This window comes from Microbacterium sp. (assembly GCF_017305435.1).
Taxonomy (GTDB): Bacteria; Actinomycetota; Actinomycetes; order Actinomycetales; family Microbacteriaceae; genus Microbacterium.
Window position 1 is genome coordinate 19311 of sequence record NZ_JAFKIP010000004.1, and the last position, 13534, is coordinate 32844.

At 70.2% G+C, this 13534-nt stretch carries 14 protein-coding genes and 1 tRNA gene; 2 read left to right on the forward strand and 13 right to left on the reverse strand.

Features of this window, described 5'->3' with window-relative positions; all coding sequences use genetic code 11:
* Positions 1 to 47 precede the first annotated feature (47 nt).
* Entirely contained in the window at positions 48 to 782 is a 735-nt protein-coding gene (locus J0I43_RS06215) for an anaerobic ribonucleoside-triphosphate reductase activating protein (RefSeq protein ID WP_292860698.1), read from the reverse strand.
* Positions 752 to 2590 (reverse strand): ribonucleoside triphosphate reductase, encoded by a 1839-nt coding sequence (locus J0I43_RS06220; protein ID WP_292860701.1) that lies wholly within the window; start codon positions 2588 to 2590, stop codon positions 752 to 754. Before J0I43_RS06220 ends, J0I43_RS06215 begins: the two co-directional genes overlap by 31 nt.
* A 147-nt stretch (positions 2591 to 2737) precedes the next feature.
* Between J0I43_RS06220 and J0I43_RS06225 the strand changes: the two genes are divergently transcribed.
* On the forward strand, positions 2738 to 3634 hold the full coding sequence (locus J0I43_RS06225; protein WP_292860704.1) for an NUDIX hydrolase: 897 nt from the start codon (positions 2738 to 2740) through the stop codon (positions 3632 to 3634).
* Positions 3635 to 3649: 15 nt separating this feature from the next.
* On the opposite strand, the gene J0I43_RS06230 is transcribed toward J0I43_RS06225, so the two are convergent.
* The 3 genes from J0I43_RS06230 to J0I43_RS06240 all read right to left on the reverse strand — a co-directional run bounded on the left by J0I43_RS06230 (position 3650) and on the right by J0I43_RS06240 (position 5408).
* Positions 3650 to 4018: a S4 domain-containing protein gene (locus tag J0I43_RS06230; RefSeq protein ID WP_292860707.1), complete on the reverse strand. Its 369-nt coding sequence runs from the start codon at positions 4016 to 4018 to the stop codon at positions 3650 to 3652.
* Complete coding sequence (locus J0I43_RS06235) at positions 4015 to 4716, reverse strand: lysoplasmalogenase (RefSeq protein ID WP_292860710.1); 702 nt, start codon at positions 4714 to 4716, stop codon at positions 4015 to 4017. The genes J0I43_RS06230 and J0I43_RS06235 overlap by 4 nt, the downstream gene beginning before the upstream one ends.
* A 113-nt stretch (positions 4717 to 4829) precedes the next feature.
* Positions 4830 to 5408: a GNAT family N-acetyltransferase gene (locus J0I43_RS06240; RefSeq protein ID WP_292860713.1), complete on the reverse strand. Its 579-nt coding sequence runs from the start codon at positions 5406 to 5408 to the stop codon at positions 4830 to 4832.
* Positions 5409 to 5626: 218 nt separating this feature from the next.
* Here J0I43_RS06240 and J0I43_RS06245 point away from each other — a divergent pair.
* Positions 5627 to 5700, forward strand: a tRNA-Pro gene (locus J0I43_RS06245).
* 233 nt (positions 5701 to 5933) lie between these two features.
* Here the strand turns inward: J0I43_RS06245 and J0I43_RS06250 are convergent.
* Genes J0I43_RS06250 through J0I43_RS16450 form a run of 8 tightly spaced genes read right to left on the reverse strand, consistent with a single transcriptional unit; the run spans position 5934 to position 13526 of the window.
* The gene (locus J0I43_RS06250) at positions 5934 to 7124 is read right to left on the reverse strand and encodes a tyrosine-type recombinase/integrase (RefSeq protein WP_292860716.1); all 1191 of its coding nucleotides are present in this window, start codon (positions 7122 to 7124) and stop codon (positions 5934 to 5936) included.
* Complete coding sequence (locus J0I43_RS06255; RefSeq protein WP_292860719.1) at positions 7117 to 7332, reverse strand: helix-turn-helix domain-containing protein; 216 nt, start codon at positions 7330 to 7332, stop codon at positions 7117 to 7119. Before J0I43_RS06255 ends, J0I43_RS06250 begins: the two co-directional genes overlap by 8 nt.
* Entirely contained in the window at positions 7313 to 7933 is a 621-nt protein-coding gene (locus J0I43_RS06260) for a hypothetical protein (RefSeq protein WP_292860722.1), read from the reverse strand. The genes J0I43_RS06255 and J0I43_RS06260 overlap by 20 nt, the downstream gene beginning before the upstream one ends.
* A 14-nt stretch (positions 7934 to 7947) precedes the next feature.
* Complete coding sequence (locus tag J0I43_RS06265) at positions 7948 to 8421, reverse strand: single-stranded DNA-binding protein (protein ID WP_292860725.1); 474 nt, start codon at positions 8419 to 8421, stop codon at positions 7948 to 7950.
* Positions 8422 to 8471: 50 nt separating this feature from the next.
* A complete protein-coding gene (locus J0I43_RS06270) occupies positions 8472 to 10268 on the reverse strand; it encodes a type IV secretory system conjugative DNA transfer family protein (protein ID WP_292860728.1) in 1797 nt (598 codons plus the stop codon).
* Positions 10265 to 10816, reverse strand: coding sequence for a hypothetical protein (locus J0I43_RS06275; protein WP_292860731.1), 552 nt, complete (start codon positions 10814 to 10816; stop codon positions 10265 to 10267). Before J0I43_RS06275 ends, J0I43_RS06270 begins: the two co-directional genes overlap by 4 nt.
* Positions 10816 to 12363 carry an ATP-binding protein gene (locus tag J0I43_RS06280; protein ID WP_292861926.1) on the reverse strand — a complete coding sequence of 516 codons (1548 nt, stop codon included), beginning with the start codon at positions 12361 to 12363 and terminating at the stop codon, positions 10816 to 10818. The genes J0I43_RS06275 and J0I43_RS06280 overlap by 1 nt, the downstream gene beginning before the upstream one ends.
* Entirely contained in the window at positions 12360 to 13526 is a 1167-nt protein-coding gene (locus tag J0I43_RS16450; RefSeq protein ID WP_367267544.1) for a hypothetical protein, read from the reverse strand. The genes J0I43_RS06280 and J0I43_RS16450 overlap by 4 nt, the downstream gene beginning before the upstream one ends.
* Between the last annotated feature and the right edge of the window lie 8 nt (positions 13527 to 13534).

The window sequence follows — 13534 nt, forward strand, 5'->3', positions numbered from 1 at the left end:
GCGGCGTTCGTGGTTTCTCAGCGCGCCGCTCCTCAGCGCACGGCTTCTCAGCGCACGGTGAGGCTCGCGAACAGCTCGGTCGGAAGGTCGTCGAGGGCGAGGGATGCCGCGGCATCCGCCGCGACCCGCGGCAGCGGGCTGCGCGCGCCCGCCCCGCGGAACCGCTGCACGGCCCAGTGGTCGACGCCCGCGTCGGCGAGGCGGCAGCCGAGCGTGCGCAGGCGCGCGTCGTCGATCGCCGCCGGATGGACGGTGGTGCGCACCTCGACCTCGAGCGGCCGGTCTGTCCCCGCGCGCAGCTCTCGGTTGCCGAGCACGAGCTGGAGGGAGCGCCACGCGGTGGCGGCGCTGTTCGGCCGGCCGGTCACGAGATCGTAGTCGTCCGGTGCGGCCTTGATGTCGAGCCCGACCCAGTCGGCCTCCGGCAGCGCCTGCGCCAGGAGGCCCGGGTAGGCGCCCCCTGTGTGCAGTCCCACGCCGAAGCCGAGGCTCCGGACGGTGCGCATCGCGGGCAGGAGCGCCCGTTGGAGCGTCGGCTCGCCGCCGGAGAACACCACGGCATCCAGGAGCCCCATGCGCTCGCACAGGAGGTCCAGCACGTCGCTCCAGGAGAACTCGCCCTCTGCGCGCGGGTCGATGAGCGCCGGGTTGTGGCAGTAGAAGCAGTTCCACGGGCATCCCTGCAGGAAGATCGTGGCCGCGAGGCGGTCGGGCCAATCGACCGTCGAGAACGCGGTGATCCCGGCGATGTTCAGCTCACAGGCTGCGGCGGCACGGACCATGGCCCCTCCTGCGGGGTGAGCGCGGGTGCGACGAAATACGTCCTCTCCGAAGCTTCGCCCTTCTTGCCGATGTTGAACCCGGAGATGGGCCGGAAATACCCCATGACGCGCGTCCACACCTCGCATTCGGCCCGGCACGTCGGGCACGTCTCGTGGTGGCCGGAGACGTAGCCGTGACGCGGGCAGATCGAGAACGTCGGCGTGATCGTCAGGTACGGCAGCCGGAAGCGCTCGAGCGAGCGGCGGACGAGGTCCCGGCACGCGCGGGCGGACTCCATCGCCTCGCCGAGGTAGAGGTGGAGGACGGTTCCGCCGGTGTACTTCTGCTGCAGCGGCTCCTGGAGCGTCATCGCCAGGAACGGGTCGGCGGTGAACCCCACGGGAAGCTGCGACGAGTTCGTGTAGTAGGGGTTCTCCGCGGTGCCGGCGTGCCGGATGCCGGCGTCGCCGAAGCGGGCGATGTCCTCCTTCGCGAACCGGTAGGTCGTCCCCTCTGCGGGGGTCGCTTCGAGGTTGTACATGCGGCCCGTCTCCTCCTGGAACCGCGTGATGCGCTCGCGCACGCGATCCAGGAGCCGCAGCGCAGCTGCCGCACCGGTGTCATCGGTGAGGTCGTGCTCGTCGCGGGTCAGGTTCCGCACGTACTCGTTGACGCCGTTGACGCCGATCGTGGAGAAGTGGTTGTCGAGGGTGCCGAGGTAGCGCTGCGTGTAGGGGAAGAGCCCGGCATCCAGGTGGTGCGTGATGACGGCGCGTTTGGCCTCGAGGCTGCCCTTCGCGATGTCGAGCAGTTCGTCCAGGCGTGCGAGCGCGCCCTCCTCATCGCCGGAGTGGAGGAACCCCAGACGCGCGCAGTTGATCGTGACGACGCCGATCGAACCGGTCTGCTCCGCCGAGCCGAACAGGCCGTTGCCGCGCTTGAGGAGCTCGGTGAGGTCGAGCTGCAGTCGACAGCACATCGAGCGGATCATGCCCGGGTCGAGGTCGGAGTTCACGAAGTTCTGGAAGTACGGCAGGCCGTATCGCGCGGTCATCGCGAAGAGCGCCTCGACGTTCTCGCCCTCCCAGTCGAAGTCCTTCGTGATGTTGTACGTGGGGATCGGGAAGGTGAAGGCGCGCCCCTCGGCATCCCCTTCCGTCATCACCTCGATGAACGCGCGGTTGATGAGCCCCATCTCATCGGCGAGGTCGCCGTAGGCGAAGTCCTGCACCTCACCCGCGATCAGAGGTCGCTGCGCGCGGAGGTCGTCGGGGCAGACCCAGTCGAACGTGAGATTCGTGAACGGGGTCTGCGTGCCCCAGCGACTCGGCACGTTGAGGTTGAAGACGAACTCCTGCAGCGCCTGCCGGACCTGCGGGTAGCTCAGGGCGTCGCGGCGGACGTACGGGGCGAGGTAGGTGTCGAACGAGGAGAACGCCTGCGCGCCGGCCCACTCGTTCTGGAGCGTGCCGAGGAAGTTGACGAGCTGACCGAGAGCGCTCGAGAAGTGCCGCGGGGGAGCGCTCGACACGCGCCCGGGGACACCGCCCATGCCCTGTTCGAGCACCATCCGCAGCGACCACCCGGCGCAGTACCCGGCGAGGACGTCGAGGTCGTGGATGTGCAGATCGCCCTCGCGATGGGCGCGCCCCGCCTCGGCTGAGTAGACCTCGTCGAGCCAGTAGTTCGCGATGAGCTTGCCCGAGGCGTTGAGCACGAGTCCGCCCAACGAGTAGCCCTGGTTCGCGTTCGCGTTGACGCGCCAGTCGGCGCGCGCGAGGTACTCGTCGACCGTGTCTTTGACCGAGATCGTGCGGGAGGATGCCATGCTGCGACCTTCTTCCGAAAGGGGAGGAGTTGTGGTCTGACCACCATATGTTGTGGTCAGACCTCGCGACGACAGCACATGTGGCGTGTCGTGCGCGAATGTGACTTCGCGCGCGCCCCAACGAGCTCCGTGTGACAGGCTGGAGGCGTGACGATCGTGCCGCCTGCGCCCGGTGAGCCGCGTCGGCCGGACGGCCCGCGCGACCCCGGTGATGCCTGGGTCGTCGCCGACGACGGCACCCGGTACTGGGGGCGGTTCGGGGCCGCTGGCCTCCTCGCGTTCGATCCCGACCGCGGCATCCTGCTGCAGCATCGCGTCTCCTGGAGTCACCACGGGGATACGTGGGCACTCCCCGGAGGCGCACGACACGAGCACGAGTCCGCGTGCGATGCGGCCCTGCGCGAATCGGCCGAGGAGGCGGGTGTGCCGGCATCCGCCGTGCGCCCGCGCCTGATCAGCGTCCACGACGCCGCCATCTGGACCTATTCGACGCTCGTCGCCGATGTCATCGCCCCGTTCGAACCCGTCATCAGCGATCCGGAGAGCCGCGAGCTGGCGTGGGTGCCGATCGACGGTGTCGACGCGCACCCGCTGCACCCCGGCTTCGCCGCCGCGTGGCCGCTCCTGCGGTCGCTGCTGACGGTCCGGCCGGCGATCATCGTGGATGCCGCGAATGTCGTCGGGTCCGTCCCGGACGGCTGGTGGCGCGATCGCGCCGGGGCGACATCGCGGCTCGTCGAACGCCTCACGCTGCTCGCCATCGACGGCGTGGACGCCGCGCTGCTCGATCTGCCGGGAGACGTATGGTTCCCCGAGATCGTCGTGATCGTCGAAGGGCAGGCACGTGACATCGCGGATGCCGTGGAGAGCCCGGTGCGCGTCGTCCGTGCGCGCGGGGCGGGCGACGACGAGATCGTCGCCGAGGCGCGCGCGCTCCGGGACGCGGGGAGGGCCGTCACGGTCGTGACGAGCGACCGCGAGTTGCGTGTGCGCGTCGAGACTCTCGGCGCGAAGGTGCACGGGCCCCGGTGGCTGCCGGCCTGAACCGCGCCGCTCGGACTACAGCTCGTCGTCGCGGCCGCGCAGCCGGTCGATCTCGCGTCGCTCCCGCTTGGTCGGCCGGCCGGCTCCGCGATCGCGCACCGCGAGCTGGGCGACGGGCTCCCGCGGTGGCGTGCGGTCCTCTGCGGCGAGGGCGGCGAGCGGGGCGCCGACCCGCTTCGCGATCAGCTGCCGAACGACGAGGATGCGGTCGAAGCCGGCGATCCGCACGCGCAGCTCATCGCCGATGCGGAGGGGCTGCGCGGCCTTCGCCTTCTCGCCGCCCACGCGAACATGCCCCGCGCGGCATGCGGTCGTCGCCGCGGACCGGGTCTTGTAGATGCGCACGGCCCAGAGCCAGGCATCCACCCGGACCGAGCCGGTCATCGCTCTCCTCGTGTCAGCAGCCGAACCGCGCCGAAGACGAGGAGACCCTGTCCGATCGTGTACGTCAGCATGACCCACGGGCCTGTGAGCGCGTCGGAGACGCCCGGCAGGAACAGCAGGAGCGCGAGGAGGGTGTCGGAGGCCAGGAAGAACGCACCGCCCGCCGCGGTGATGCGGGAGCCGCGGGCGGCGGAGGCCGCCGTGCCACCGAGAACGACGCCGTAGATCGCGACGCCGATCGCGAGCGCGCCGAGGTGCGGCCACAGCAGGGCGATCATCGTCACCCACCAGGCGACATAGACGAGAGCCCAGCGCGGAAGCGGCCGACGGGCGAGGGCGCGCAGGAACAGAGCGATGTAGGCGAGATGCGCGAGCCCGAAGCATGCGAGCATCGCGGGCAGCTCGTCGTCGAGGAACGGGAAGAAGATGCCCGCGCCGTCGCCGAGCCACGAGAAGGCGATCGCGAGGAGGAGCAACGCTCCGACGCGGGAGCGCGCGCGGATGCCGAGCGCGACGAGTGCGGCCAGGGTGAGCGCGGGCATGAGGAGCAGCTTCGTCGGGTACACGAGAGCGTCGAGCCCGAACACCATGGCTGCGACGTGGACCACCGAGGCGGCGACGTAGAGGCCGAAACCCCACCACCGGGTGTCGTGGGATGTGCGGTCGGCGCTCGTGGGCGTCGAGGTCGGTGCGGCCACGGGGCTCCTTCGCGCGAGCGGTCTCGGGTGCGCGCTGCGCACCTCGGACCCATCGTAGGCGCGGGGCGCGGGGCGCGGGGCGCGGGGCGCGGGGCGCGGAGTGCGAAGCGCGGTCAGCTGATCGCGAGCGCCACGATCGGCCGCGCGGGCTTCGGACGAGCGACCTCGTGGAAGCCCGCGTCGAAGAAGGTCGACAGTGCGCCGTGGAAGAGTTCGTTCGACGTCGTCTTCTTGACCGCGGCATCCACCGGATACCCCTCGATCACGCGGGCGCCGTGGCGGTGCGCGTGCTCCACCGCTGCGGCGAGGAGGCGGGCACCGAGGCCGGCGCCGCGGTGCTCTCGCCGCACGACGAAGCACGTCACGGCCCAGACCGAGGGGTCGTCGAAGGGTTCGGGGGACTGCTGGAAATCGCGGGTGCGCGCGAGCCGCGGCTGGTCGGGGCGAGGCGACACCTTGACCCAACCCGCTGCGGCGCCGTCGACGTAGGCGATGAGCGCGGATGCGGGCGTCGCGGTGAGGTCGGCCCGCAACAGCTCGCGCCGCTCGTCGCGGGACGTGGCGTTGAAGTCCTTGTTCGGCAGCATCCACCACTGGCACCAGCAGGACGCGCCGTCGCCGCCACCGGTGAGCGCGTGTTCGGCGTCGGCGAAGCGGTCGGTGGATGCCACGCGGATCTCGATCTCGCTCATGCCGACACGCTACGCGCCCGGTCAGACATCGCGCTCGGGTCGGGCGGCCGGGCCGGTGGGCTCTCGGTCCTGCTCGGTTCGCGACGGCCTCGCGGACAGGCTACGATAGGGGAGTTGTCCGCGTGCGGGCGATGGACCGGGATGTGGCGCAGCTTGGTAGCGCACTTGACTGGGGGTCAGGTGAGTTAGAGCGGCGTGACTGCACGAAAACTAAACAACGGGATGTGGCGCAGCTTGGTAGCGCACTTGACTGGGGGTCAAGGGGTCGCAGGTTCAAATCCTGTCATCCCGACAAAAAGCCCTGGTGAGAGGCAACTTTCACCAGGGCTTCGTCGTATCTGGACGTGGTCACTGCCTGGTCCACTCGCCCGATCTGCTCGATCCGGTCGCCGCCGAAGTGGACCACTCCCGTTCAGTGTCCTCGCCCGCGAAGTGCACCAGAAGGTGCCCGTCGAGTGGACCAGAATCCGCGCAGGACGGTGCTCCGGCCCCTTCTGGAGGGGTCGGAGCGGGGTTCGGAGGCGGTCACAGGCGGGGTCCGTCGCGGCGGGTGGTGTCCCTTCTGGTGGGTGCTGCGGACAGGAACTGGTTGGCCTGTCGGGCCGCTTCGGCGAGGTGCCGATGGTCGGGGTGCAGATAGCCCTTGGTGGTCTCGATCGACTGGTGTCCGAGAATCTCTTGGAGCACGTGCAGGGCGATGCCGGCGTCAGCCATCCACGTCGCTCCGGTGTGGCGCAGCCCGTGCCGGGTGAGGTTGCCGAAGCCGAGTTTTGCCACGAGGTCGTCCCAGTGGGTGGCGTCGCGGACGGTGGCGGTGGTGAGGACGCCACCGCGGGGCCCGCGCAGGAGCGGATCGTCGGGCTCCTTGCCGTCGGTGAGGCGTTCGAGGATGGGTTCGAGGGCGTCGAGCATTGGGACGGGGCGGTCGCTGCGGCCTTTGGTCTGCTTGACGACGAGGCCACCCTTGCCGGGATAGTGCTGGCGTCTGATCCACACGATGCGGTTGCCCCAGTCCACGTCCCCGGCCCGTAGCCCTGCGACCTCTGAGCCGCGGGCGGCGAGGAGAGCGGCGAGCATGATGTGATCGGAATACGACTGGTGCACCTTCCCGCACGCGGTCGCGAGCTTCTGCAACGTGGGAAGGTCTGGGAGGGCGTACTGGCGGAGCGCTCCGGTGGTGTGGGTGACGTGTTTGCCGAGGTTGCGTCGGGCACGGTGCTTGGCCGGGTTGATCGAGATGATGTCGTCACGGACGGCCTCATCCAGGACCCGGACCAGCGGGGCGATGGAGTTCTTGATAGTCGAGGCGGAGTGCTCAGCCTCCCAGCCGTCGATGGTGCGGTCGATCATCCCGGCGGTGATCTTCGCGACCCGGATGTGCCCGAGCGCGGGCAGCACGCGGAGCCGAAGCCCGGTGTCATAGAGCTCAGCCGTGGACGTGGGATCGAGGCCCCGCTGCCACCTGTCACCGATCGACGCTGCGTAGGCGGCGAGCGTGATGGTGGTGTCGTTGCCGGTCTCGGTCGCGGCACGCATCTGCTCGAAGAACTCCTCGACCTCCTCCGCGGTGCGGACGTGACTGACTCGGCCGACGCGCTTCTTGGTCGAGGGGTCGGTCCAGCGCACGCGGGCGCGGAAGCCTTCGGTGCGGCGTTCGACGTCGGTGGTGAGCTTGACGCCGACCGGCGGCATGCGACGGTTGCGGGGGTCAGCCATGCGCTGTCTCCTGCTCGCGCACCCAGGCGCGCATGGTGACGGGGTTGTAGCGGTAAACGCCACCGACCTGCACGAACGGTGGCCCGACCTTCTCGCGCCGCCACCGGGACAGTGTGGCCTGGGAGACGGTCAGGAACTCCGACGCCTCCCTGGGGCACCACAGCGGCTCGACGGTGCCGATGCCGCGGTCACTGAGTGGGCTCGTCATCGTCGGACACCTCGCCGGTTTCTGGGTCGGCGCCGAGGCTCGCGTAGAAGGCATCCTCAGCGGCCTGGCGGCGTGCGACATCGGCCTTGACGAACGCTCGGAAGTCCGCCGCCCGGTCGGGGATCACGATGTCCTCGATCGTCTCCGTGGGCGTCTCGCCGGGCCATGCGGTCTGCCGGGTGGCGCGGTCGCGGTCCAGGCGGGTGCCGCAGGCGGCGACCCAGTCGCGCAGGCGTTGGCGGGCGTCGGCGAAGTCGCGGTGCCAGCCGTTGGGTGCTGACCCGTTCTCCTCTGGGTCGTAGGCGCACAGCCAGTGCAGGTGCAGGGCGCTGAGCTCCCACACCAGCTCCGGGTGGCGGTGCCAGAACGGCGGGACCACGGACGCGGGGAGCCCGTAGGTGTGGCGCAACCAGGTCACCCACTTGTCGAGCTCGACCCATTCGCCGGCGGCCTCCTCGGCGGTGAGGAGGTTCCAGTTGACCGGATGCGGCGGTTCCGCGAGCAGACCAGCGTCCTCCTCCGGCACTTCTGTGTCGTCGGTGTCGTCCAAGGGAGCGGGCTCTGGCTCGTCCTGCTCGGGGATGTCATCGACCTCGGCCATCATCGTCTCCTCGGTCACAGCCCGAGCGCCGGTGCGGTCGACGGGGAGGAGCGGCGGGGCTCCTCGTTGCGCGTGGCCTCCCTGGCTGCGGTGGATGCCGGGGCTTCTCCCTCCGCTACACGAGTGGTGCGCGGGTTGCGGTCGACTTCGTAGCTGGTGCGGGCGAGGTCGTGGCCGATCTTCTTGGCGACGAACTCCTCTCCCTGCACGGTCTGCCGGTCCCTCTCGTACTCGTACGGGTGCGTGTAACCCTCGGCGACGAAGCTGTCGCCCTTCGCGAACCGCTCATGCGCCCGCTCAGCGGTCGTCCGATACGCCACGAGGTCGTGAAACGTGGTCTCCAGCTCCGTGAACGACCCGTCCGGCTCCCTGCGGTAGTGCTCCTGCCCGACACGGGCATAGAACCTCGCTTCGCCCTTAGCGGTGTGGCTGAGCTGCGGGTCCGAGGCGATGAACCCTGTGAACGACTCCTGCGTGTGGATCGCCATGACGACCGTCCCTTCCTGGCATCGGCGGCCCCATGACAGAACCGCTCTTGTCAGGCAGGTGCGTCAGGGCTCCCCAGTGGGCGGCGTTGCAGCAGTTCCTCGATGTCGGTCCGGTCGGCGCGTAGCGTCTTGGCGTCGGGCCGGTCGGTCCATAGGCGCAGTCGCGTGACGATGGGCGGTGCGGCGCGCAGTAGGACGAGCGCGGTGCCGAACGGGAGGGTGCGGATGGTGTCGGGCGGCATGATCGGCACGCGGCGGATGGAGCGTTGCGCGGAGCGGGAGCCGTGGTCGCCGATCGTGGTGGAGTCGGTCACCTCGTCCCGCTCTCCGATGAGCGTGGTCAGGTCGTGCAGGTCCTTCGAGTTCGACGCGCCACCGAGAATGATCTTGACGATGGAAGCGTCCCAGATCGCGCCCGCCGCGTTCTCCGACCACTTCTCCCGCGCCTGCGCGAGCGACTGGAGCACCGGCATGGTGGTGATCCCGGTGCCACCGCCCTCAGCCATGAGCGTCGGCAGGGACGGCAAGGGTGCGAGGTTGCCGACCTCATCGAGCGCCAGCAGCAAGGGCGGGTCGAGGCGGGCGCCGGAGCTGGTTGCGGCGATGCGGCGGGCGGCTTCCACGAGGTCTTCCACGAACGCCGCCACCAGCGCCGCGCTGTTGTTGGCGCCGGCGCCGGTGGCGAGCAGGTAGAGGGTGCCTTTGGCGCGGAGGAACGCTTCGGGGTCGAAGTCCTCGCCTTCCCGCGGTGACACGGCGTCGAGCACGCGCGGGTCTGCGAGGGCGGCGAGGGCGAGGGAGACGCCTTGCCAGATGGAGTCGCGGGTGCGGGGGTCGGAGTCGATCATCGCCTGCAACGACTCCGCCCACCCGACCGCGGCTCGTGGGTTCGCGGTGAGGATCGCCACCGCGTCCGCGGCAGCGGATGGGTCGAGGGTCCACCGGAACAGCTCGCCGGGCGGCCGGTGGTCGAGAGCTGCGGCGTGCAGGAGCGCTTGGAGTGCGGTGCGGGTCTTGCCCTCCCAGAAACCGCCGCCCTCGACACCGCCTGCCGAGAGGCCGGTGCCGGCGGCGAGCCCGGTGGCGCGGATCATCGCGGTCAGCGGGTCCTCGCACCCGCGGATGGGTGACCATCTGAGCCCGGCGGGGACGCCTTCGGCGAGGTGCTGGGGGTCGAACACGGCGACAGGGCCGATCTTCTGCCGGGCGCGGAGGGTGGCGGTAAGGTTGTCCGGCCGGGTGCTCGTGGTGACGACCGCGCCAGGGGCGTCGAGGATCATGTTGATGACGATCCCTGCGCCCTTCCCGGATCGGGGCGGCCCGAGCAGCAGGATCGAGTCTTCGACCGAGGCCCAGACGCCGTGCCCGCGTGAGACGCCGATGCGGTAGCCGACATCCTCCGGGGTCGGCTTGTCGAGGGACGGGCGCAGGTGTCCGGCCCGGCGCAGCAGCGCGGTCTCGGAGGCAGCCCGGGCGACCTCGGTTCGGGTGGCGATCCCCGCGATCCGGTACGGGTCGGTCTTGATCTGCCGGCCATGATCGCGCAGCAGCCGCCACCCCCACCAGCCGAGCGCCCCAGCTGCGAGGATGAGGACAGCGGCGGTGATCCAGTACGCGACGGCGTGCAGCCCTTCTGCGTCGAGCGCGGTTGCCGGGTCTGTGGGGTTCAGCAGCACCCCCAGGCCCGCTTCGATCCCGCCTGCGGGCTGGGCGGCGCCGGTGATCCACGCGGCGACCGACCCGGCCGCGCGCAGGAGACCGGCCAGGACCGCGGCGGCGATGAGGACGCCGATGCCGAGGTTGCTGAGCTCGTCACCGAGTGATCTGGCGGGTGTGGGGGTGCTCATGCGGGGTGTCCGATGGTGAGGGTTCCCGAGACGCGGCCGAGCAGGACGACCTCGCGGGTCGGGCTCGCCGCGGCTTGCTCGGCAGTGAGGAGGGCACGCATAGTGCCGTCCGGGCCGGCGTCGCCGTGCGCGATCACGATCGCGATCCCCACGTCCTCGCCGGGCACGAACCCCTCCCCGTGGAGCGTGACGAGCTCCGGCATCACCCGTCGCGACGGTGGCGGGGCCGGTGCGGGCTCAGGTTGGGGGCGGCGGCGTGTGCTGGGGGTGATGATGTCGGTGAACGTCGTCCCGTTCGCCTCGCGCACCTCGACTCGCAGTGGCGAACGGTGCTGGGAGGTGAGCTGGTCCAGGATGCGGGCGAAGTCTTCCCTTCGCCACGCCGGGGCGAACGGCTCCGGCTCGTAGGGTGTCCCGTCGACGGTGACGGTCATCCGCCCGTCCGGGGCGATGTCCATGACGACGTGCGGGAGCACGACAGGGATGGGTGCGTCTCGGGGTTCGGGTTCGGGTTCGGAGCCGGTGCGCTTGTAATGCGGGCGGGCCATCAGGATTCCTGCCGATCGTTCACGATTCCCGAAGCGGCGTCGGGATTGCTGAACCCGCGACTTTTTGATGTCATGCGGGTGGTGGTGTCGAACGCGGTCAGCTCGGCGGGGTGGAGCTGGTGCTGGACAACGAAGGAGCGGTCCTTGATCCGCCACAACCCTTGCCCGGTGCCCAGACCCGGGAGGAGCTTCTGTTCGGTGCCGGTGAGGCCGAGGGCTGTGGCGGTGGAGCCGAGCTGGTCGGCTTCCTGCCGGTAGACGATCCGGGTCTCCGCGTTCGCCAACAGCGACGACGCGAGGGCTCTCATCGCGGAACCCTGGTCGCCGACGTTGTCCAGGTCGGAGAGCTTGTGGAAGATCAGCATGTTCGCGATCCCGAAGTGGCGAGCGAGCCTCCATTGGGCATCCATGCGTCGCAGCAGGGCGGGGTATTGCATGAGGCGCCAGGCTTCGTCGTAGATCACCCACCGTTGCCCGCCGTTCGGGTCCGACAGAGCCGATTCCATCCACGCGGAGGAACAGGTCATCAGCACGGAGATGAGCGTGGAGTTCTCGGCGACGCGAGACAGGTCCAGCGACACCATCGGCAGGGACGGGTCGAACCTCACCGTTGAGGGACCGTCGAACAGCCCTTGCAAGTCGCCCGCCACCAGCCTCCGCAGGGCGTGGCCGACCAGCCGGCCGTCTTCGGCAAGTCGCCGGTCCTCATCATCTGCGGGGTTGGGCGCCAGGATGCGGTCGACGACCATCGGCAGGATCGGCACCTCCGCGCTCCTCACAGCGTCTTGGAGGGCGAGGTCGATCGCGGTGTGCTCCAACGGCGACAGCACACGATCCAGCACCGTCTCCGCCAGCGCGCCGATGAGGTCGCGGCGGCGGGAAGCAACTTGCATCGCCCACTCCGCATCCGACACGGCCGAGGGGCGGTGGCCCTCATCGAGCGGATTCAACCGGTTCGACAGCCCGTGGCCGAGGACGATCGCTTTCCCGCCGACCGCTTCGGCGACGGCGGTGTGCTCGCCCTTGGGATCGCCGGGGACGTAGACGCGCCGGCCGAAAGGGAGCGAGCGGGTGTAGAGGGACTTCGCCAGGGAGGACTTGCCGGAGCCGACAATCCCGGCGAGGACGACGTTGGGGGCGGTGATGAGGCCTTGCTGGTAGAGCACCCACGGGTCGTAGACGAACGACCCACCGGAGTAGAGGTCCTGGCCGACGAACACGCCTGCCGAGCCGAGGCCGCCTTCGGCGAGGAATGGATATTGCCCGGCGAGGGTGGCGGAGGTGTCCTGGTGCTTCGGAAGCCGCAGCCGCCCCGGTGTCCGCAACGCGGCAGGACCGGACTCGCCGGCGGCCGGCAGGTACGTCGTTGCGCGCTTTTCTGCTTGCTCGGCTTCCCATCTGGCTTTCGCCTCCGCCTTCCGTGTGTCGCGGGCGGTTGTCTCGATCCGGGTGGCGGCCTGCTGGCGAGCTTTGCGGTTCCGTCGGCGCTCACCTTCCGGGCCGACCAGCACCGCCGTGTGCAGACGGCCCTCATCCTTTTCGGTCACAGTGCCAACCCCCGCCCGTGCGAGGCGGATGCGCCCGGCCGGCGGGCGAACCAATCCGTCGCCTTCGCACGTCCCGCCCGCACCGGCGCCCGTTCGACCGTCCGCCGTGCGGGAGCCGGAGTGGGCGCGGTCGTGTCGCTGTTCAGTAGCGCTGGGTCCGGTACGGCGTCGTGGGTGCGAAGCAGGGAGACGTGGCCGAGGAAGGGACTGTAGGTGAGGGTGTAGACGTCCCCGGTCGCGGTGCGGTCGAGGGCGCCGGTCGGGGGCTGGTCGTAGACGTAGCCGTTCTCGAGCGCCGCCTGGGTCGTCTCCTCCCCGAAGTCGTACCCGGACAGGTGCTCGATCGCCGCATCAGCGCCGTCGCGGTCGATGATGTCGAGCACCTGATCGGCTTCGTCGCCTTGGAGGAACACGACACTGACCCACCGCCTGCTCGTCCTCTCCGCGATGTCTGGGTCGTGATCGATCAGCTCGATCAGGGTGTCGGGGTGCTGGCGGGCGGCATCGGCCACCCAATCGGGGAACGCCCCGTCGTTGTCGGTGTGCTGGCCGGGATTCTCGATCGCGAACTGGCGTGCGTCGCCTGCGGCGGAGAGGAACACCGCGAGCTCGCGCAGCGCTCGCTCCGGTGAGACGGGGGCGCCCGTGCCGGTGAACAGGTCCCGTCCGTCGACCGACTGCCCGGTGGCCGGGTTCTCGATGTGGTAGGCGTACCGCTGGTGCTCACCCAGCGGCACGTCCGGCCACACCGTCAACCTCAGCTCCCCAGCCTGCACCGTGGTGCGCGTCGCGCCTGTCGTGTCGAGGGGTTCGGGGGCGGGGTGCCAGGCGATTCGCCCGGACTGCGACATCGCCGCATCGACCCGGTCATGGACCGTGTCCAGCAGGGTGCCGGCCTGGTGCAGCTCGTCTGCCGCCGCCAGCGCCGCCGTCGCCCCGGCGGGCTGGCTGCCCGCGTCGGTGTGCGCGCGGGACCGGGCGTTGATGTGGGCGGCGGCGAGCTGGTCGAGCACCTGCCGCAGCGACCGCACCCCGGCCAGCAGTTCCCCGAGCACCGGGTAGGTCTCGGCGGGGTTGTCGAAGGTGCGGGTGGCGTGGGCGAGGCCGCGGAGCGCGGCGGATGCCTCCATCGCGTCCTCCACGGGGTTGTCGAAGGTTGGCATGGTCGGGA